The following is a 21,289-nucleotide window of genomic DNA, read 5'->3' on the forward strand; positions in this document are numbered from 1 at the left end:
TCTACGAGCGCGCCTCCACAAACTCCGCCACGCGCTCGACTGTCCGCAGACCGTAGAATTCGCGCACGCCAACCTCCACTCCCAGCTCTCCACGCAGCAGTGCGCAGAGCTTGATGACCGCCATGGAGTGCCCACCCATGTCAAAGTAATCAGCATCCACCGGCACGTCCTCGGGCTCAATATCTAGCGATTCGGCAAACAGCTCCGCCGTGATCTCCTCGGTTTCGTTCGCCGGTTCGCGGCCCTTCTCCGTGATCCTTTCTCCCTCACCCAGTGCAGCAAGGTCGGTCTTTCCATTCGACGTCACCGGCAACTCATCCACGATCGACCATCGATCCGGGATCATGTAGCTGGGCAGTTCCTCGCGCAATGCATTACGCACGCCAGTCAGGAAACTCTGCCGCTCCCCCTGGTCCGCATCGCGCAGTTGTGGGGCCACGAGGTGACAGGCCAGGAGTGTGGCGTCGGATATACGAACAGGAACGGTCACGCAGTGGAGGATGCGGGGATCAACGCCGCGGGACACGGCGGCCGAGACGTCGCCGGGATCCACGCGGTGACCACGAATTTTCACCTGATCGTCGCTGCGTCCGAGGTACTCGAACATGCCATCCGCACGCACGCGGACGATGTCTCCCGTGCGATACATCCGCTCACCCGGGGCGCCCCACGGGCAGGCGACCATGGAGCTGGCGGTGCGCGCCGCGAGCCCATGATACTCCTGCGCTAAGCCGCTGCCCGCGAGGTAGAGCTCACCCGGCGCTCCTGTAGGAACGGGGCGCAACCACGGGTCCAAAACGAACGCCGCCGTGCGATCCACCGGCATTCCGATCACGGGCGTGGCGCTCTCATCCGTGCCAGCACCCAGGGCGTTGATGGTGTACTCGGTGGGCCCATAGAGGTTGTATCCGCGCACGTCATCGGCCTTTCGCAAGGTCTCCCACACGCCGTGCGAGACAGCCTCGCCGCCCAAGAGCACCAGCCGCGGGCGATGCGCGCCGGATTCCAGCATCCCCTCCGCGAGCAGCTGCTCGGCAACGGTCGGGGTGACGTTGATGACATCCACCTGATGCGCGCGAATGGCCTCAACCATGGCCGCAGCATCGCGTCGCAAATCCTCGGAGAAGATCCGCACCTCGTGGCCTTCCACCAGCCAAAACAGCTCTTCCCACGACATATCGAAGGCGAAGCTGATGGCATGCGCGATCCGCAACGTCCGCCCATCGGCAGCAGCTGGGGCGAAGATCTTGCGCCGGTGATTGTCCAGCATGTTGTGCAGCCCGCGATGCTTGATCACCACGCCCTTGGGCTTGCCGGTCGATCCGGAGGTGTACATCAGGTAGGCATCGTCCCCGGGCACCGCCGCAGGCGTGTGGGTGGTGGCGTGGGAATCGGCAGTGGTGACGTCGACGCAAGGAAGCGCACCGATCCGCTCCATGCGCTCCCGAGAACTCGAGTCCACCAGCGCGGCTGCGGGCTGGCTGTCCTCCACGAGGACCCGGAGCCGCCCATCGGGGTGCGTCAGATCAAGCGGCGCGTAGCGCACCCCTGCCCACAGGGCTCCCAGCAGAGCCACCACCGAATGCGCGGAGCGCTCCACCGCAATGGCGACAGTATCGCCGCTGGTCACGCCGCAATTCTTGATCTTTTCCGCAATGTCGGAACAGCGAGCAATCAGCTCACCGAACGTCCACTGCTGTGCGTCATCCGCTAGCGCGATGCGATCTGGGAAGCGCTGGGCGGTGTCCTTGAGCTCATCCGCAATGGTGCGGTCAATGCCTTCGGCCTTCTGCCAGGAAGCCATCTGCTCCGTCGTGCTTTGCGGGGAAGAATCCTCCGCTCGGGCTGGCGCCAACTGGGCCAGCTGAGCGAGCGGGACCTCTGGTGTGTCCACAAACGCGGTCAGGACTTCGGTCGCGGCCTTGAGCACGGAATGTGCGAGGGACTCGTCCACCACGTCGTGGCGGAATTCCAGCTTGATGCCCAGCTTCGGCCCCGGAGTGAATACCCAGGTCAGAGGGAAGTGCGTGGAATCTTCCGCGCGCTCCTCCACAACCCCGTGGCGTTCCCGAAGTTCCGCTGCTGCCTGCGGATCGAGGAAGTTCTGCACCACCACCATGGAATCGAACAGCGTGCCTACCCCCAGCTGCCGCTGGATGGCGCCGTGGTCCGCGGAATCGTGGTCCATATCCTCGATGCGCTGGCGATAAACATCCTGGACCAGTTCTTCTATGCTCTGGCCGGGCCGAGCTGTCACTCGCACTGGCACTGTGTTGAGCAGCACTCCCACCACATCAGACATGGCGGGGTCGCTCAAGGCATCGCGGCCACTGACAGACTGACCAAACACCACATCCGAATCCCCTGTGACAGCACCCAAGGCCACGGCCACGGCTGCGTTGACCACGGAGGTCAACGTCACGGCCTGCGCCCGGATCTTTTCCTGCAGTGCGCCGGTCAGCTGCTCGCTGACCTCGGCAAACACCTGGCGAGGCAACTCGCTACCAGCGTGCTCTGAAGAGATATCCGCGGCCTGCGGGGCAACGAGCGTGGGCTGAGACAACGTCTCTAGGCGATGTACCCAATAGTCGCTATCTGCCTGCTCTTTGCGAGTGTCAACGGACTCGAGCAGGGCGTCAGCAATAGAACAACCGCGAGGAACCAACTCTCCCGCACCCTGCGTGCGGGCCTGGCCGGACCTCAACGTCAGCCTCTCGAGGAAGGTTTGCAGCATCACTGCACGCGACCAACCATCGACCAGAACCAGGTGGTAGGTAAGAAGCAGCGTGTCGCCAGGCTGTCCGTCACTTCGGCCGGTGACGATGGTTGCCTTCGCCAGCGGCACGGATGCGAGATCGATGCCCGCGCTGCGATCAGCGTGCATGATCGCCTCGAGATCCCCTTCGGTGGTCTCGACGGGGAGGTCAATGCCCTGTCCACTCCACGGCAAGTTCTGCACGGGTTGGCCGGAAGCATCGGTGTGGAACTCCGCGCCCATGGCTGGATGCACGGTCACTGTGTCCCGGAAGGCTTCCACCACGGCCTCGGCATCCAGTCTCCGGTCAAACGTCAACGCAGTCTGTGCAACGTAGGCACCCGGTGCTGCCACCTGTGACTGGAACCAGATTCCGCGCTGCAGCACGCTCAGCGGAGCGCGGCGTCCTGAGGATTGCTCGCGGCTGACGTGCTCCTGCAACTCGCGAGCAACCTCGCCGATGGCGCTGCGCAAACGCTCGGCGGAAATCACCGCATTCACCACGGACAGCTCCATGCTTACGGCCCGCTCGCTAGACCACACATCGGCCTCCACCAGGTAATCCGTCCACTGGCAGGCGGCATCGCCCGGCGCGTGGAGGACAGCGCCAGTCTCTCCCCGTCCGAGGTAGTTGACCAGGATCTGTGCCCCATGGGCCAGGGTTCGCTGCCCTTGCGGGTGTGTGTATCGCAGTGCCTGATAAGTGCGGCGGTCCGGGGCTGTGCCGTCCTCGTGGAGCGCGCGCATTTCCGCTGCGGCACGTGCTGCATCCGCTGGATCAGCCAACGGGATTTCCACCGGCGCGATGGTGGTAAACCATCCGAGGGTTCGACCATAGGAATGATCAGCCGGACGTCCGTGGCCTTCTACGTCCACGGCCCAGCTCCGCGCGTCCGTGCCCATTGTTCGAGCCACCGCGACGGTCACCAGTCCTGCCACGAGGTCCTGAACGTCCACACCCATCACGTCGGGTGCAACGCTCTGCAGGACCTGCGCGGTCTGTCCGTCAATGTTCACTTCGAGCGTGCTCACATGATCCGTACTCCACTGGTTCGAGTCCTCGACGGGCCGTGGCAGCGTAGCCAGTTCACTCCAGTGCAGGGCATCCTGAGCTGCTGCGGTGTGAGCATCGTGCAGTTCTTGCAGGCAAAGATCCTTGTAGCTCGCCTGCCCGGAGAGAATCCTGCGCCCTGCGAGCGCATCGCGCAGATCGTCTTCCAGAATCATCCAACTGGCGCTATCGATCACCGCGTGATGAGCAACGGCCTTGACGTACCCATCCACACACCCGAGCACCACGCTACGACCAGCAGCAATATCGATGTGATCGATCAATGCATCCACGTCCAAAGCCCGCACAACCATAGGGCCGTCTCCCTCGGCACCAACAAAGTGCGCGAACGCAGAACTGGTGTCCACGCGCGTACGAAGCATCGGATGTGCCTGCGCTACCTGCTGCAGGGCCTGTTCCAAGTCCTCCACAGCGACTGGCCCCAGATCCAAGCGGCGCGCCTGCACAAAGCGGTCGCTCATGCCTCTTTCCATCTGCCTGCGCAGCATCGCCGGGATGGGGAAAGCCCCCGAGATCTCCTGGTGCCCGTCCTTGGGCAGGGCTTCTTCCTGGCTCTGCCTTGTTTCCTGGATTTTCTGCTGGGTGGCCTGCGGCGTGACCCGCTCGGCAATCTTGCGTGGCGTGCGGCCCAAGAAGAAGTCCCGCGGAGTCACGTTGAGATCAGCGCGCGCCAACGCGTGAGTAACGCGGATGGCAAGAATACTGTCTCCACCTAAGCGGAAGAAGTCCGAGTCCGGCTCCACCTCGGCGCGGTCCAAGCGAAGTGCATCAGCAATTGCCTGCGAGATCGCCTCCACCAGATCCGAGGTGCCCGAAGCCTGCTGAGCAGCAGGAATCTCACCCAGAAGGTCCAGGATCGCGCGCTCATCCCGCTTGCCATTGATGGTCTGCGGCACCTGCGTACTCACCGCGAATAGCTGCGGAACCATGTAGGCAGGGAGCGCGTCTCGGGCCGCTGCGGCAGCTCGGGAGGTGATCGCCTTTGCGTCGGCACGAGAATCCGTAATCAACAACGCACCCGGCACCTGGCCTTCGGGCAGATCGACGACCACCACGGTGGCCTCCCGCACACCGCTGACCTTCTCCAGCGCGCTCTCGATCTCCCCCAGCTCCACGCGATAACCGCGCAGCTGCACCTGCCTATCGGCGCGGCCCACGTAATCCAGATGACCGTTGTTCAGCACCTTTGCCATGTCATTGCTGCAGTACATCCGCGCGCCGCCGCCAACGAAAGGATCGGCCACGAAGCGGGAGGCCGTGGTAGAAGCAAGCCCCCAATAACCCGCGGTGACCTGCGGCCCGGCAACGTACATCATGCCGGTCTCTCCAGGCTGCACCGGCTGTAATTGCGCGTCCAGAACATAGGTACGCAACCCGTCCATCGGGCGGCCGATCGGGCTGCGGGCCTCCCCTGCATTCTCGGAGCATTCGTGTGCTGTGACGTGCACTGTCGTCTCCGTGATGCCATACATGTTGATAAACCGAACATTCGGATGAGCACTGCAGTAGGCAGCCTCCGCGCGGGCCTCCAAGGCCTCGCCGCCGAAGATCACCGTGCGCACCGCAGAGTCCTGCCCGAGGTGCGGCTCCAACGCGGCAAAGGCGGTTGGGGTCTGGCTCAGCACCGTGATGGCTTCGGCACGCAACACCTCTGCGGCATCCTCGGGCGAGCGCATCAGCGCATACGGCATCACCACGGCACGCCCGCCGGAGCTCAGCGCTGCCCACATCTCCCACACCGAAAAGTCAAAGGCGAAGCTGTGGCTGATCGACCACACGTCCTCCTGCGAAAACTCCACGTGGCTGCGAGCATTGCCCAGCATCGCGGTCACGTTGGCGTGTGTGACGGCCACGCCCTTCGGCCGCCCTGTGGAGCCGGAGGTGTAGATCACGTAGGCGATGTCATTGGCACGGGCCACGCTTGCCGACCGGCCCGCAGGCGGCTTCGCTTCCCCGCTCATCGTCTGTTCACTGACCACGAGGACGGGACAATCTACCAGCTCAGAGACCATTTTTTCCGCGCTGGGAGACACCAGCACGGCATCGGGCTGGCAATCCTCCAGGATCAATTCCACCCGCGCTTGCGGGGACAACGGATCCACGGGAACGTAGGTGCCGGCGGACATCGTGGTCGCCAGAATGGCCGCAACCTGCCACGCATCGCGCTCCATGAGCAGGGCTACTCTCGGGGTGTGGATGGCAACCTTCCGGTCCAGCACAGCGCGTATACGCTGAGCGGCGTCGTCTAGTTCTTCGTAGGTCCAATGCTCCGCAGCACCGTCTTCTCCGATGCTGGTCAGGGCGGGCCGGTCGCGGGAGTGCTCGAAGCTGCGTCGCCACAAAGAAGGAAGCGTGTCCACACCAGATACCGCACCCAACGCCTCTGCAACCTCACCCACGGTCGCCACCGCACCGGATTCAGACAGCAAAGAATCCACACTCACCGCGAGCATCTGCGCGATCCTTTCGGCACGTACCTCGGTGATTCGCTGCGGATCGTAGATCAGGCGCAGTGGGTGCTCAGCGGAAGGGTTGACCACGACGGACAGGGGAAAGTGCGGCGCGCCATTGTTGCGCACGTCAGCAACCTGTAGTGGCGAGCCGGGGCAGCCCACGTCCTGTGGAGATAGCGGCACCTCCACCACCATCAACGTATCCAGCAGTTCGCTGGCGTTGGTTCCCAGGTCGCGGGCAATATCAGCCAGGCTGACGTGCTGCACATCGCGGACCTGATTGTTGTGATGGACCATGGCGTGCAGCATGCTGGTCACCGGCAGGGTGGGATCAGATTGCCCCGGCGCGACCACCGGGATGGTGTTGAGCTGCATGCCCACGGCATCGGCCACGCCAAGAACGGGAATGTCACGGCCGGAAACGGAAGTGGCAAACACCACGTCAGCCCCAGGTTCGCAGCCCACCAAGGTGCGAAGGACCAGCCCCCACGCCGCGTGCACCACATCCGGCAGGCCCACACCCGCTGCCCGAGCACGCTCAGACAAGCCAACAGTCCGCGGATCGTCTACCAGCAACTCCCGGCGCTCGAGCGAACTCGAAGGATTAGGGCACAGCACCGTGGGGCGTACCTCGCGCATTTCCTCGCGCCAGACGGACATATCGGCTTCCGCGTCTCTGCGCGCCACCCATCGCACGCTGCCGGCCATTCCGGCGTCCGGGTCGTAGCGCGGGATTCGGGCATCGTCATCCCGGTAGATCTCCAGGAGATCCCGCAGCATGATGGGCACGGACCATCCGTCGGCGATCAGGTGATGCACCGTCTGGATCACGGCGATGTCCTGGCCACACACCGCACCATCGACACTGGTCGGGAGCACAACGGTCCATCGCATGAGCGGCTCGGGCGCGGCATCACCGGGCGGCTGCAAGGAGATTCCCCGCGAGAGGTCATCAGCGGCAATCTCTTCCGTACGCTGCACGAGCCACCCGTCTAATCCAGGCCCAGCCAACTCGGCAGGCACCGTCACGTCCCGAAAGTCCACCCGCAAATGCTCGGCAATCCCCGGATCAATCACGGCAACCACATCGCCACCGTCAGTTTCCCAAGGGCGGGTGCTCAGTGCGGGGTGGCGTCGGATCAAATTACGCGCAGCGCGGGCGAATCGCTCCCGGTCAAACGGTTCGCTGCATTCCACCCGCAAGACCTGTTGCTCCACATACGAGCTGGCCGATTCCTCGAATAGCGAGTGGAAGTACATGCCGTGCTGCAGCGGGGTCAGCGGCAGCACGTCCTGCAGCTCCGCGGAGCTCTGCGCAGTGATTCGTGCCAGGTCCGCAGAGTTCACGGGTGCGGGGGCAACGTCGCCCACGGACAACACGCCGTGATCGGCAAGCGCTGCCACCTCGCGCAATGCCACATCCCAGTGCGCGACCAATTCGTCGATCCGTTCGGGGGAGATCCTGCCGCGCGCCCAGGAGATCGTGGTGCGCAGGACGTATCCCTCGCCGGTGTCTTCGGCGATCGCGTTGAACTCCAGCTCGCGGACCAACGGCTGGTCCGGGTCGCGTTGCTCGCCGAGTTGGCCGGTGGAACCCGCGGGAGCGAAATCTTGTGCTCCTGCGGATACGCGCCCCAAGTAGTTGAACAGCACCTGTGCCTGCGGAGGGGTCTTCGCGGACTGATGCAACCAGGTGTGGGCCTGGTAAGGAACGCCGTTGCCGGGGATGGCCGCGAGCTGGTCTTTCACTGCGTTGAGTGCCAGCGCTAGCGGGGCGATGCTGCCCTCGACCTCTGTGGAGGCCTCCTGCACTGCCGCCCGGGTGGGGTCGATCAGCATGGGATATAGGCAGGTGAACCAGCCCACCGTGCGTGAAAGGTCTGCTTCCCTGCCCTGTGGCCCGGGTACGAATCGGGTTTCGCGGCCGTGCCCCTCCATCTCCACCAGGGTCCATGTTTGTTTGTTTCGACGCCAACGCGCCAACGCCACGCTCAATGCCGTAAGCAATACGGAATTCGCCCCCGTGCGGAAAGCGTGGGGCACCGCACCCAGTAATTCGTCCGTGATCTGCACTGATGCCTCATGTACCACGCTGCGCTCCTCACGGACTGTGGGCGCTTTCTCGGGACTATCAGCAAGCGCTGGCACCTGCGGGTCCCGCAGAGGTTCATCTGCACTCGGCAATGGGGGCAGGGAACTATTGGCATCCTCCGCGAATTCGCCAGTATCAACGGCCTGTTGCAGCAGCTGCGTCCATCGGCGCAGGGACGTCCGCTCCGGCGCGAGCTGTTCCCCGCGATACGCCGCGGCGAGGTCCTCGCCGATAATGTTCCATGACACGCCATCGACCACCAGGTGATGCACCACAAGGCGCAATCTTCCGGGCACCAGCCCAGCCGCTACCACCACTCCGACTGCCGGATCCAGCAGTTCAGAAAGCGCAGCGATGTCCGTGGTGGGGTGGATCGCCACCGCTTCTTCGGCAGATTCCTCCGGGAGTTCCAGCCGCAAGGGATTCCGCTGCACACGGGCCCGCAGTGCAGGGTGCGCCTGCAGCACGTCAGCCACCATTCGCCCGGCCAGCTGCGCATCCACATCTTCTGGAACTGAAAACTCCACGGACTGAATGAAGCCGTCCACGTGATCAGTAATGGAATCGAACCAGCGCAGAATCGGCAGCGACTGCACCTCACCGGTTGGTTCATCGTCTGGATCCTGCACGAAGGTTCCGCGCTCTTCGGCGCACCGAGCCAGTTGCTGTGGAGTGCGCGCAGAGAAAATATCTCCCACACTCACCTCCACCCCGCGCCGTCCCAGAGCCGAGACCAGGGTGATGGCCCGCAGGCTATCGCCACCGATATCGAAGAAGTCCGTCTCCGCACCCACCGCGCTAACCCCCAATGCTTCAGCCATTGCCTCCGCGAGCAGAGCAACGGTTTCCCCGTCACGTTCAGCATCGGCCGGGGCATCAGTGAGCGAGCTCCAATCAGGTTCCGGCAGTGCCTTCCGATCCACTTTTCCGTTGGCCGTCCGCGGCAACTCATCCATGACGGTGATAATCGCGGGCACCATGTATTCGGGCAGTACCTCGGCACACCAACTACGGATCGCAGCACCCACGAGGCCCGCAGTCACCGTCACGTAGCCCAGCAGTCGCCCCTCCCGAGCAATCACGCTCGCCGCCTCCACATCTGGGTGTCCCACCAGCGCAGATTCCACGTCCTCCAACTCCAGACGCATGCCACGGATTTTCACCTGATTATCGGCCCGCCCCACGAATTCCAGCGAGCCGTCGTTGTGCCGGCGCACCAGGTCTCCCGTGCGGTACATCCGGGTTCCGTCCGACGCAAACACATCCGCAACAAAGCGGCTGGCCGTGAGTCCTGGGGCATTGATATACCCCTTGGCCAGCAGGAATCCGGCCACATAGAGTTCACCAATTTCTTGGTCTGGAACCACCCGCAGGTGCTCATCGAGCACATAGAGCCGACAGTTGGGATTGGCCACACCGATGCTCGTGTTGAGGCGATCCTCGTCGTCACGGTAGATGACGTGGGAGACACCGATGGTAGCTTCCGCTGGCCCGTACCCGTGGTACAGCGGGATGGCCAGCTGCTGGCGAAAGCGACGGAACAGCGCCTGGGTGAGCATCTCTCCGCCACACCAGACATGCCGCAAGCTGTCTAATAGATTCGTGCCTTCGGCCTGTTTGAGCATGACGTCGAGAACACTCGAAACCAGATACGCAAACGTCACGCCCTCGCGATGGATGAGGCGGGCCAAGCGTTGGGGGTCTTGCTCCACGCCCGGCGCGGCCACCACCACGCGGCCCCCGCAAACCAGCGGCAGGAAGATCTCATTGATGGAGATATCAAAGGCCAGCGGTGCCTTGAACAGGGAGGCATCATCGCGGCCGAAGAACAGGATCTGATCGCGCTGCCAGAGCAAGCGCTCCACGATCGCACCGTGGCGGATCATTGCGCCCTTTGGGCGGCCGGTGCTGCCAGAGGTAAAGATGACGTACGCAACGCTGTCCGTGGACGGCGGGGTGAACAGCTCGCGGGTGGCATCGAGGTCGAATAGCGCGTCTTCGGTGAGCGCGCAGTTGTCCGGCGTGAGTACGAAGCTCAGGCTGGCATCGTGGGTGACGGATTCCCGGCGCGCCTGCGGCCACGAGGGGTCTAGCGGGACAAAACTGCCACCGGCGAGCAACGTGGCGACGATACCCACCACCATCTCCGCGCTGCGCGGCAGGGAGATTCCCACACTCTGACCAGCGTCAATACCGTGTTCCCGCAAATTTCGCGCTACAGCAGTTGCATGGGCGACGAGCTGCGCATAGGTCAGTCTGTGCCGGTCATCCACCACTGCGAGCGCATCCGGGGTCTCCTGCGCATGCTGCAGGAGCAGGCTAATCAGGTCCGGGCGATCGCGATCCTGATCCGTGTCATTCCATATGCGCTGCTGGGCGATCCGATCCTGTTCACTGCGGCCATGACCGATGACGGCGCCGCCATCTCGAGAAGCAAGCGTATCGCCAGAGGAAAACGGAGTGTGAGCAGACGATCGGGTGGGCACAAAGAGCCTTTCGGTTGATGGGGAAACAGGGAATCAGACGCGGATGGCGGACGTCGGGCTAGGTGTCAGCCAACCTCAAGCGGAGCACGGCTCGGGAAAATCAGCCTGCGATCAGGTGCGAAGAATCCCGATGTTGCTCGGAGCGGAGATCTTCATCCGCCGGCGCACGATGCGTGCGTTGCTGACCCGTGATGGCCTCCACCAGTTCCCCGGAGCGGGTCGCGATGTTGGAGAGCAACGTGGAACCGAGTCCATGCGTGGCCTCAGTTGCTCCCTGCACGAAGAGTCCTGGCACGCGCTCGCCATTGAGCACGGCGCCGTAATCCCTAGTGACGGTGAATTCTTCACTGCCGTGACTATCAGCGTGAATCCCCGCAAGACCGCGAGATCGGAAGCCCGTGGCGCACACCACCACGTCAAAGTTTTCTGTCACCACGTCTCCGGTTACTCGGTGGCGAATGTCCACGTCGACGCTGCCGTCGGAACAATTACGCGCACCGAGCACCTCCGTGGTCCGGCGAATATCGAGCCGCTGACGCCCGGTGACGCTTTCCCGATACTGACGGTCGTGGAGCTCATCGAGGAGCTCAGATTCCACGCAGGCGTAATTGGTGTACCGGTGGCGGATCAACAGCTCGTTGCGGATCGCATCGGGCGCATGGAAGAAGTCATCAACGGCCTCCGGGTCGAACACCCGATTGGCGAAGGGGCTGTCATCGGCGGGGATGAAGCCGTAGCTGTTCAAGCTGCCCGTGACGGTATCGATATGCGGGCAATCGTGGAAGTACCGGATGGCCTCGGCTGCGGACTGGCCCGCGCCGATCACCAAAGCTCGGCGGATATCCCACCCACTGTTCAGCAGCTTCTTGGTGCGCGGGAGCAAATCGATGTTGTGGAAGATGCGCGAGGTGTCCAAGGAGCTGTCCTCTGCCCACGCAGGCATCTTGGCTTCCAGCCCGCGGGCAACCACCACGTTGCGGCAGCGAATGGACTCCGACTGCTGAGCTCGCTGCCCTTCGGACTCACCGCTTCCTAACTTCCTGCGGACGTGCACCACAAAACGAGCTCCGTCTGCGGCCAGTTCCGGAAGCGTCTCGATGGACGTCACGGTGGTGTTGTACTGCGTGTCCACGGTGATGTGATCCGCGATCCATCGGAGGTAATCGGCGAATTCCACGCGTTCCGGGGTGAAGGTTTGGCGGTTAATGAAATCAATCAAGCGGTCGCTGTGATGCAAGTAGTTGATGAAGCTGAAGCGGCTCTGCGGATTGCGCACCGTAACCAGGTCTTTAAGGAAGCTGATCTGCATGTTGGATCCTTCGAGGAGCATGCCTGGGTGCCAGTTGAATTCCGGGCGGGCTTCCACAAAGAGTGCATCGAGTTCTGGAGCTTGCTCTTCGATAGCTACCGCGAGCCCGAGGTTTCCGGGGCCGATGCCGATCCCGACGATGTCGCGGACGGAATTTTCGTGGGTACTGCGCTCTGCGGATGTCTGAGCTTGACGATCGATGATGGTCACTATGGCCTCTCTGTAGGATGCGCCAACCAACTTCTTAGGGTAGGCAATGCAAAGGGTAGGCTAACCTATCTTCTATTGCTCAACAACCCCCTAGCGGGAATTGCTCACCCCGCGTCCGCAAACTCCCAGCTAGAGGCTTCACATCAACTACGTCCTCGGCTACCGACTGGAAGGCCCTCCCCACACACAGGACCACCGTGGTACGCCCGCGGCGAATATCTCTCACCGCACGCGCCACTTTCATGCCCGTCATTGAATCCACTGACGAGACCGGATCAACCATCACCAACATCTCCGGCTCAGCCAGTAGCGCTCGTGCCAATCCCAGCCGCTGCCGCTGACCACCGGAAAGATTGCGCGCACCTTCGGTCAGCTCGTGATCCAATACCCCGGCTGAATGAGCCGCCCCCGGCGCCAGTTCATCGAGCCCTAAGGCGTTAAGAATGTCTACTGCATCCTCCGCCCTGCCCTCTCCAGAGCTCCGCAGCACCGCCTGCCCCACTGTGTCCCCAAACAATGCCGGCTTCCGAGGCTCGGCAAGCACAGCGGAACGCACATCGTCTACCGAGATCTCGCAAATATCGCGCCCCCGGATCCACAGTTGTTGAGTTTGTGGCCTAGTCAGGGAGCCAAGCTCCATCGACTCCCCCGCGACCAACGCATCCACCAGAGCATCTGCCCATGCGGCTGAACAGTGCACCACCGTCAGTCGCCCCTCTGCGAACGCCACGGAAGCCTGCTCTGATCCCTCGACCTCGCCGTCTCCTTCGGCCTCACCGTCTCCACCGCGCATGGAAATGGCAGGCGTGCCAATCTGAGCAGATGGCACGCCCTGCCCCTCACGCAGCCGCTGAGCTTCCGCCACGCGCTGCAGCCTCCGAACGGAAGCCCTCGCCAATCCAATGAAGCGCGGCATTCTGCTGCACTGCCGCATCGGCTCCGCGATAAATTGTGACAGCGCCACCACGGTGACCAACTCCCCCAACGTCACATCGCCGGAAATGGTTCGATAGCCCGCGTACAGGCCCACCGCACTCAGCAACAGCACATTGCTGCCCATCGCCACGGCTTCATAACCTCCGCTGACCCACGCGAGCTTCCGAGCATCCGCACACGCCTCTTCAGATTTACGCGCATATCCACGGTAGGCCGGATGCGCGCCAGCCACTCCCGAGATCACCGGCAGCCCCTGCAGAATGTCGGTCATGCGCGCGGTCACTCGCGCGAGCAGAGTTTGTTGCCGCTCCGCGCGGCGTTCAATGATCTGAGACAGCCGGTGCAGGACTATCAACACCACCGCGCTGAGCACCAACACCACCACTCCCAGTGGCAGATCAATCAGCGCCAGAACAATCGTGCAGAAAATGGCTCCCACCAGCGCACTGATCCCCACCGGGACCACTTCGATGATGTCTACCGCCTGCACCACGTCTTCACCCACCACCGTGGGCAATTCCTGGCGAGGCAGACTGTCCGCATCGTCGGAATGCCCACCATGGCTCACCACCTGCGAGGTGATGCCTGCCCGCAATTCACATACGTTCCGAGCCGACGTAGCCTGCAGTATCCGGAACCCTGTCTGCCAGCTCACAGACACCGTCGCCAGCGTAGCGCCTAAGGCTGCGATTCCACCCACCAGGTGCCACACATTCTCGCTAGCGATAAGACTGTGCGCCAACCATCCCAGTAACACCGCAATCATGGCTTCTGCCACGTGGTAGATGCTCAGCAACAAGCCACTCAGAGCCATCGCGCGAGAATTTTTTCTGACCAGCCCGCGCAGCGTCACCACCTTGTTGTCAGACACGCGCCTGCCTCCCCTGCTCATTCCAGGCGGTCCACATATCGGCATATGTTCCGTTTCTTGCTGCCAGCTCCTCGTGCGTACCTGTTTCCACCACGCGCCCGCGCTCCATCACCACCACGCTATCGGCGGAGGTTGCTTGGCTGAGCCGGTGCGCAATCACCATCGCCGTCCGTCCGCGGATCGCCGCGCGGGCAGCGTCCTCCAAGGACATCGAAAAGGCCTCGTGTGATTGCTGTGTTTCCTCGAGGTCACCGTCATCTTCGGCCGTTGATTCGTCAAGAATGACGACGCCAGCCCGAGACAATGCCACCCTGGCCAGCGCCAGACGCTGTGCCGCCACCGCATCTACGTGCAGGCCCCCTTCGCCCAGCATTGTGTCTAAGCCCTGCTTGTCGCCATGGGACAAGGATGTGCACCAATCTTCCGCACCGGTTCGGCGCAGCGCATCCCATATTTCTGCGTCGCTGGCACCTTCGGCTGCCAGCAGGAGATTATCGCGCAAACTCATCGCGAAGACGTAGTTTTCCTGGGAGGCAACGCAAAAGATCGAGCTTCTTTCTTGCGCACTCATTCCCACCACGTCGCACCCCCCAACGGTGATCACACCCGGCTCTGCCATCTCGAGGGTTCCAGAGACAATTTCCGCAACCGTGGACTTGCCAGCTCCCGATCCGCCGACCACGCATACCGTGCACCCCGCAGGGATGTGGAACGCCAAGTCATGCAAGATCTCTGGGCCATCCTCGTACCGATAATTCAGGCCCTTGACCTCTACAGCTGGACTCTGCCGATGCGAGGAGTAGTCATCAATCGGCTGTGGCGTATCCGCACCCGCGGAGCGAATGAGTCCCACGATGCGCCCCAAGGCCGCCCCGCTGCGCTGCAGTTCATCAAAGGTGAACAGAATCGTGCCGATCGGCACGAACTGACGGTGGAACAGAATCAACGCTGCCGAGATCTCGCCCACCGTCACCGCATCTTCGCGGAAGAGCAACCAGCCTACGACAGACAGGGCTGACAACCCCATGAACTCCGCGAAGTTCTCCCGCGCCACCAGCCCGGAAAACACACGAAACGCAGCGATTGATTCGTCCCGCGAAGCCTGCGCGTAGCGCCTGGTGAGACCTTGGCGGCTATCCACCAGCCGATGCGAACGAACCGAACGAATGCCCTCCATAGAACCTTGCAAGGAACCGATGACACCGGCTTCTAATTCGCGTTGGCGTCGATACAAAGGGGCAGAACGAGGAAGATACCATCGCAACCCCAGCGCATAGAACGGAATCCCGCACAGCCCCGCCAACGCGAGGCGCCAATCCAACCCCGCTATTCCAGCGCTGGCCACCACGACCATCACCAGCGCGCTGAGGGTCGATGGAACCGACTTGCGGGCACTGCTCACCAGCGCGGCGACATCCGCACCAACTCGGCCCAGCACCTCTCCCCGGCCCAGGGACTCCACCGTGGTGGAAGGCAGATTCAGCACCGCGGCGACGGCGCGCTCACGCAACTTCGCAACTACCTGGGCAATCGTCACACCCGTCAGCGCCTCCGCAAGGCCAGCGACAACGGCAGTACCAACACACGCCACGGCAGCCCACACAATCACCTTCAGCACGCCAGACTTGCCGTCACCGGCGGCTACCGCATCGATGACGCTGGCCAGCAGATAAATGGGCACCAGAGAGAGCAAGGCACCGGCGAAAGTGAACAGCACCGCACTAATTGCTGGAGTTGCGGTGCGACGGAGCAGGCGGCCAATCTCCGCAGCGGACTCACCAGGCAAAGCAGTGGGAAGTACGGCACTCACTTAAGCGTGAGACTTTCCTGCCGGTTGCAAGGTGGTCCACTCGCGGTCGATGAACTCCATCGCCTCGTCCCGCGATACCCCGCCGTCTACGCCACGGGAAGGGTCTCCCAGAGCCACGGTCCATCCGTCTGGCACGGCGGCGAACGTAGGCCACAACGAGTACTGTCCCTCGTCGTTGATAAGGGCGAAGAAGCTGCCCTGTTCGTCATCAAACGGGTTGCTAGACAACACGCGCTCCTTGTCTCATGATGCGGAAATAACGGGTTTATGGGCTGCGTTGGCCAAAGTGGTGGCACAAGTGCAGCAAGCGTGAATTAACTTAGCATAACCTAATATGCAGCTTTTGAGGGTTAAGTAAAGAAAAGTGTGTCCGCATGCCACCATAACCCCAGACCACACACCACAAATCACCAAAGAATAGCTCCCCGAAAGCTATTACCCACACCATCCCGCACCTCCGGCCACATTTGTGCTAACCGCACACCGGTTGGATTAAAGGATGACCACCAACCGCCCCAGCTGCCCACTATGCGGCAACAACACAAAGAAAAACGGCACCACCAGCAAATCAACCACCCGTTGGCGCTGCACCCACTGCGGACACTCCTTTACCCGCAACACCCAAACCCACAACAAAAATACCGCCACCATGGCTTTGTTCATCCAATGGGCCACCGGCACCCAATCTCTAACCACCTTCGCCGCACACCATGGCGTAACCAGGCAAACCATGCACCACCGATTCCGATGGTGCTGGTGGATCATCCCCACACCCACCATCGACTCATTCCGCATCCATGACCAAATCTTCCTCGACGCGACCTATCTAAAGTCCGGATGCCTCCTGATCGCAGCCAGTAAAACCCACGTCATCAACTGGACCTGGGCCAGACACGAAACCACCGCCGCCTACACCGAACTCCTACGCCCCATTGCCGCACCACTAATCGCAGTCACAGACGGCGGACAAGGTGCCCAATCAGCCATCCACCACTGCTGGCCAACAACACGCATCCAACGCTGCCTCGTCCACGCCCAACGAACAGTCCGCCGCCACACCACCAGCAACCCCCGCACCGATGCCGGCAAAACCCTCTACCGCCTAGCCCTGAAACTCACTCGCATCACCGACCTTGACCAAGCATCCACATGGGTCGCCCACCTGCACGAATTCGACCACACCTACCGGGAATGGATGAACGAGAAAACCACCATCAAAGACCCTGCTACCGGCGCCTACACCAAGGTCTACACCCACCAACGCGTCCGAGCGGCCTATCAATCATTGCTATCTCTGCACCGCAGAGACCTGCTGTTTACCTACCTGCAACCCCCACCAACAACCATCGACCCCGACAACCTTGCAGCAACAACAAACAGCCTCGAAGGTGGCATCAACGCCCCCATAAAAGAACTAGCCCGCAGACACCGCGGACTATCACTACCGCATCAACGCACAGTGATGGATTGGTGGCTGTATCTACATACAGAAGTCCCTGACGATCCGGTCAAGATCGCCAGGGACCAACGATGGGGTCAAGACGCACTTTCCACAGCAACAGACCTGATCACCCACAACACCACAGCCACTACCAATGACATCGGTGCACCAGCAGAATACGACACCGCCATCGACACCAGCTACCAACACAACCTCGGCATCCAAAAAGGCTGGATCAAATAACCGCAACACGCCCGGAAAAGACACACTTTTCTTTACTTAACCCGCATTGGCCTGCCGTTATGCGCCCGAGCCTCCCCCAAAAAATCAGTAACCCCGGTGATATGCATCTAAAACGCAGGGATCGCTCCGGGGCTTTCATAGAAAATCGTAACATTTGTCCCCATGAATTCCAACGAAAATCTGACGATCAATCTTGACAAGTGGTTCTCACCTGCGCGGATGAACACCTATGCCCACCACCCAGATCCTGAATCCCTCTACCTCTGGAACACGCGCGTCACCAAGGCCTTCCTGGAGGACCTCCAACATGTCGAGGTGCTGCTACGAAACTGCGTAGACGCCGCCGTCGCTCCGCGCTACGGACCCAGGTGGTACACCCACCCGGCCATCCCCTTCGAAAAACCGGCCGAGAGAGCCATTAAAAAAGCAGAACGCCGTGCCTGCACACGAAGAGAGCAAGCCCCACCGCCGGGGCGGGTTATCGCTGAACTCAGCTTCGATTTCTGGGCCTACCTGTTTGAAGCGTCCTGGGTTTAGTTCCGCTTCTTTTACGGCCCTGTGTTGATGGGCTGGGTGAGATAGTACTCGGTTTCTACTTCCTGTGGGGTGGCGTAGTCCAATGCTTCGTGAAGTCGCTTAGTGTTCCACCAATGCACCCACCGCAAGGTGGCCAGTTCGACTTCTCCGACCGACGTCCACGGGCCCTGGGCATGAATCAGTTCCGCCTTGTAGAGACCGTTGACTGTTTCGGCTAGAGCATTGTCATAAGAATCGCCGATTGTTCCCACACTCGGGCGGATTCCTGACTCAGCTAGCGCGGTGGAATACTTCAGTGACACGTACTGGCTGCCCCGATCGCTGTGGTGAATTAGTTGGTTTCCATGGATTCGTCCTGCAGTCGTTAACGCATGTTCCAATGCCTCCATGGGCAGCGCATCGGTGCGCATTGTCGAGCGTGTAGCAACACCAACAATTTTTCGGCTGAAGACATCCACGACAAACGCGGTGTAGGCGAATCCTGACAGGGTGCGAACGTAGGTAATGTCGGCAACCCAAAGCCTGCCTGGTGCCTGCGCACGGAAGTTTCGGCGCACTAGGTCCGGGCGATGATCCGGTGTCTTCGGGCTAATCGTTGTCACAGGGGTTCGCCCACGTCTGCGGCCAGAAACACCTGCAAGTTTCATTAGTCGTGCAGTCTTGTCGCGACCAATATGAAAGCCTTCACGGTTCATCGCGTGCCACATTTTGCGGATACCGTAGACCGAGAAATTCTCCGCATGCACACGCTGTATCTCTGGGATGAGCAGGCTATCGCTTAAGGCTCTTGCACTGGGAACACGTGTGGTAGCTTTGCGGTAGCCGCGTGAAGTAATGAATCCACGATCTGCTTGTTTAAGGACTCGACAGATGGCCTCGACCCCAAACTGATCTTTATACGTGTCGATGTAGGAGATCATTTGGTCGTGGGTCGGTCGAGTTCCGCTGCGAAAAAAGCCGAAGCTGTCTTAAGAATCCCGTTTGCTCGTTTCAGTTCGCGGTTTTCGCGGCGCAGACGCTTGAGCTCTTCTTCCATTGTTTCGCCGCCTGAAGCGTCAGAATTATCGCGTACTGAAGCGCTGTCACGGTACCAAGCCCGCAACGTGTGGTGAGATACTCCAAGGAGCTCGCCGACCTCCGTGTAGGCGCGTTGCAGTGAGCAAGATTCCAGGCGGACCATTTCGATGATCTGATGGACCGCCTTGTCCTTGAACTCGACGGAATACTTTCTAGGCATAGTTCAATCCTTCCTTAGCTGAGGTAGGAACTAAACCCAGGACGCTTCAGTTCACCAAAACCTACGCCTCTACTCTCTGGCCGCTGGTTCGTAAAGATTTGGTCGGCACACAGGCACCTGCCACTGGCGGAAGCAAGCCTGATGTCCTTGTTCCCAGCCTTGACGAGTTCAGAAGTGAAGTTGGTGTGGTCTACAACCTGCGTAACCGGTGCGCCCATCATGAGCCGATTATCAAAAAGGACCTGCAGGACGAAAACGATAACCTCGATCGAGCGCAGCAGGCTATAGAGAAGCTGTCTACCTGGATTGATCCCTCTGCGGCGGAGTGGATAGTCGCTAACTCCAGACTTCCCGAAGTGCGGGACGACAGACCGTCGCCCAAGGTATGGGGGTAACTATCGCGGGTGATGAGGCTGTGCTCGTAGGTTAGCGTCGGAAACCTTGCCCGGGTCTGCCAGGACAGACCATGGGCAGAGCACATCACCGCAGCCAAGAACGTGCAGGGGTTGGTATAGGATTCTCGACTCGTTGGCCCCATCTTGTGGGGCTGTAGCGACCGCGAGGGTGGGGTCCCAGCTCGGGTTTAAGAGGGGAAGAAGCCCCGTTGCCGCTACGTTTTGGGTCTGGTTAGTCGTGGCTGGGTTTGGGTGACTTAGTGTCTTTCAGGTGTTTCCTTTCGGCCTCAGCTGCGATGTTCAATGCGGCGTTGTGGTCCCGGTCGAGTGATAGGCCGCATTCTAGACATGTGAATTGACGGTTACTCAGGGAAAGATTCTCGTTTTTCCAACCACACCTCGAGCAGGTTTTGGAGGATGGGTAAAACCGGTCGATGACCTCTAGAGCAGCGCCGGTGCGCTTGGTTTTGTACTCCAGCTGGCGACGAAACTCGCCAGGGATCCCCTCAAGCATTCGGCGGTTGAGGGATGATTTCGCCCTCACGTTTGTTCCCGGTGCGTCTACGGTTCCCCTGGCTGAACGAGTCATGCCTTTAACATTGAGGTCTTCGATGCCGATCAGGGCATAGTTGCGGGCCAGTTCGGCGGTGATCTGATGAACAAACCCATCGCGCTGCAACTTCAGCTCGTGGTCGACGCGTTTGATCGTGGCGATGAGCTTTCGACGGCGGTTGGATCCCTTTTGGCTCCGGGCCAGCTTTTTACGTAGGTTTTTCGATCGTTTGATGTTGCGCTGGAGCAGTGGTGGAAGCTGGATGACTGTGGAGCCATCCGAGAGCGATAGGTAGTTGTGGATGCCGATATCGATGCCCAGGGTGTCTGCTTGTTTTTGCCGTCGGGTTAGCGATGGTTGGCGTTGAGCTGACTTAACCATCACAGCGACGTACCAGTAGCCGCCTTTTTGGGAGATCGTAAAATTGCTGATTTTGGCGTCAGGGTGGTTCTGCAGAGCTTTGACCAACCGTCTGGTGGAGCCATGGACGCGTACGCGCAATATCCGGTCTTTTTTATCCGGCTTGGAGGCATGCGAGAAAAGATTGGCCAGGTATAGATGCTTGTACCCGGTGATCTGGGGCTGCCCTCGGGGTGGAGGGCAGCCTTTTGGCCCCATTCTGCTGTCTGGGTGAATGGTGACTGATTTCCGAGATCGGTGGGTCTTGCGCTGGGGTTTTCCCATAGCCCGGCCTTTTCTTCGACCAGTTTTACTGGCGTAGTAGTTTTTCATGGCCTCGGCTGCGTTTTTGATTCCACTGACGGGGCAGCGACGGTTGACGAGATGGAGAAAGGGGCGGGCGCCCTTGGTATCGGGACTCCAGACAGCATCAAGCCGTTCTTGGTGTTGAGGTGACCATCGTTTCCCGTGGTCTCGTTGCCACAGCAGT

The 21,289-nt window shown here is 61.0% G+C and carries 9 protein-coding genes; 2 read left to right on the forward strand and 7 right to left on the reverse strand.

The features are described from left to right. Position 1 precedes the first annotated feature (1 nt). The 5 genes from I6I72_RS06980 to I6I72_RS07000 all read right to left on the reverse strand — a co-directional run bounded on the left by I6I72_RS06980 (position 2) and on the right by I6I72_RS07000 (position 16,222). Positions 2-10,858, reverse strand: a complete 10,857-nt coding sequence (locus I6I72_RS06980; RefSeq protein WP_201806494.1) for a non-ribosomal peptide synthetase — start codon at positions 10,856-10,858, stop codon at positions 2-4. Positions 10,859-10,958: 100 nt separating this feature from the next. Next, positions 10,959-12,377, reverse strand: a complete 1,419-nt coding sequence (locus tag I6I72_RS06985) for a lysine N(6)-hydroxylase/L-ornithine N(5)-oxygenase family protein (RefSeq protein WP_011274124.1) — start codon at positions 12,375-12,377, stop codon at positions 10,959-10,961. 79 nt (positions 12,378-12,456) lie between these two features. Beyond that, a complete protein-coding gene (locus tag I6I72_RS06990) occupies positions 12,457-14,184 on the reverse strand; it encodes an ABC transporter transmembrane domain-containing protein (RefSeq protein WP_011274125.1) in 1,728 nt (575 codons plus the stop codon). Next, positions 14,177-15,994: an ABC transporter ATP-binding protein gene (locus I6I72_RS06995; RefSeq protein ID WP_011274126.1), complete on the reverse strand. Its 1,818-nt coding sequence runs from the start codon at positions 15,992-15,994 to the stop codon at positions 14,177-14,179. The genes I6I72_RS06990 and I6I72_RS06995 overlap by 8 nt, the downstream gene beginning before the upstream one ends. Further along, positions 15,995-16,222 (reverse strand): MbtH family protein, encoded by a 228-nt coding sequence (locus I6I72_RS07000; RefSeq protein ID WP_011274127.1) that lies wholly within the window; start codon positions 16,220-16,222, stop codon positions 15,995-15,997. It lies immediately after the preceding gene. A gap of 271 nt (positions 16,223-16,493) precedes the next feature. Here I6I72_RS07000 and I6I72_RS07005 point away from each other — a divergent pair, with 271 nt between their 5' ends. Together I6I72_RS07005 and I6I72_RS07010 are read left to right on the forward strand one after the other, a co-directional pair. Beyond that, positions 16,494-17,678, forward strand: a complete 1,185-nt coding sequence (locus tag I6I72_RS07005; RefSeq protein WP_011018353.1) for an IS256-like element IS3503 family transposase — start codon at positions 16,494-16,496, stop codon at positions 17,676-17,678. Between the two features lie 162 nt (positions 17,679-17,840). Then, a complete protein-coding gene (locus tag I6I72_RS07010) occupies positions 17,841-18,215 on the forward strand; it encodes a hypothetical protein (protein ID WP_236592593.1) in 375 nt (124 codons plus the stop codon). An 11-nt stretch (positions 18,216-18,226) separates the two neighbouring features. Here the strand turns inward: I6I72_RS07010 and I6I72_RS07015 are convergent. Together I6I72_RS07015 and I6I72_RS07020 are read right to left on the reverse strand one after the other, a co-directional pair. Continuing rightward, a protein-coding gene (locus I6I72_RS07015) for an IS3 family transposase (RefSeq protein ID WP_201806497.1) occupies positions 18,227-19,452 on the reverse strand; the annotation gives its coding sequence in 2 pieces (ribosomal slippage) (positions 18,227-19,173 and positions 19,173-19,452; 1,227 coding nt in all). 627 nt (positions 19,453-20,079) lie between these two features. After that, entirely contained in the window at positions 20,080-21,132 is a 1,053-nt protein-coding gene (locus I6I72_RS07020) for an RNA-guided endonuclease InsQ/TnpB family protein (protein WP_080719550.1), read from the reverse strand. Positions 21,133-21,289: the final 157 nt, after the last annotated feature.

It is taken from the genome of Corynebacterium striatum (assembly GCF_016728105.1).
GTDB classification, from domain to species: Bacteria; Actinomycetota; Actinomycetes; order Mycobacteriales; family Mycobacteriaceae; genus Corynebacterium; species Corynebacterium striatum.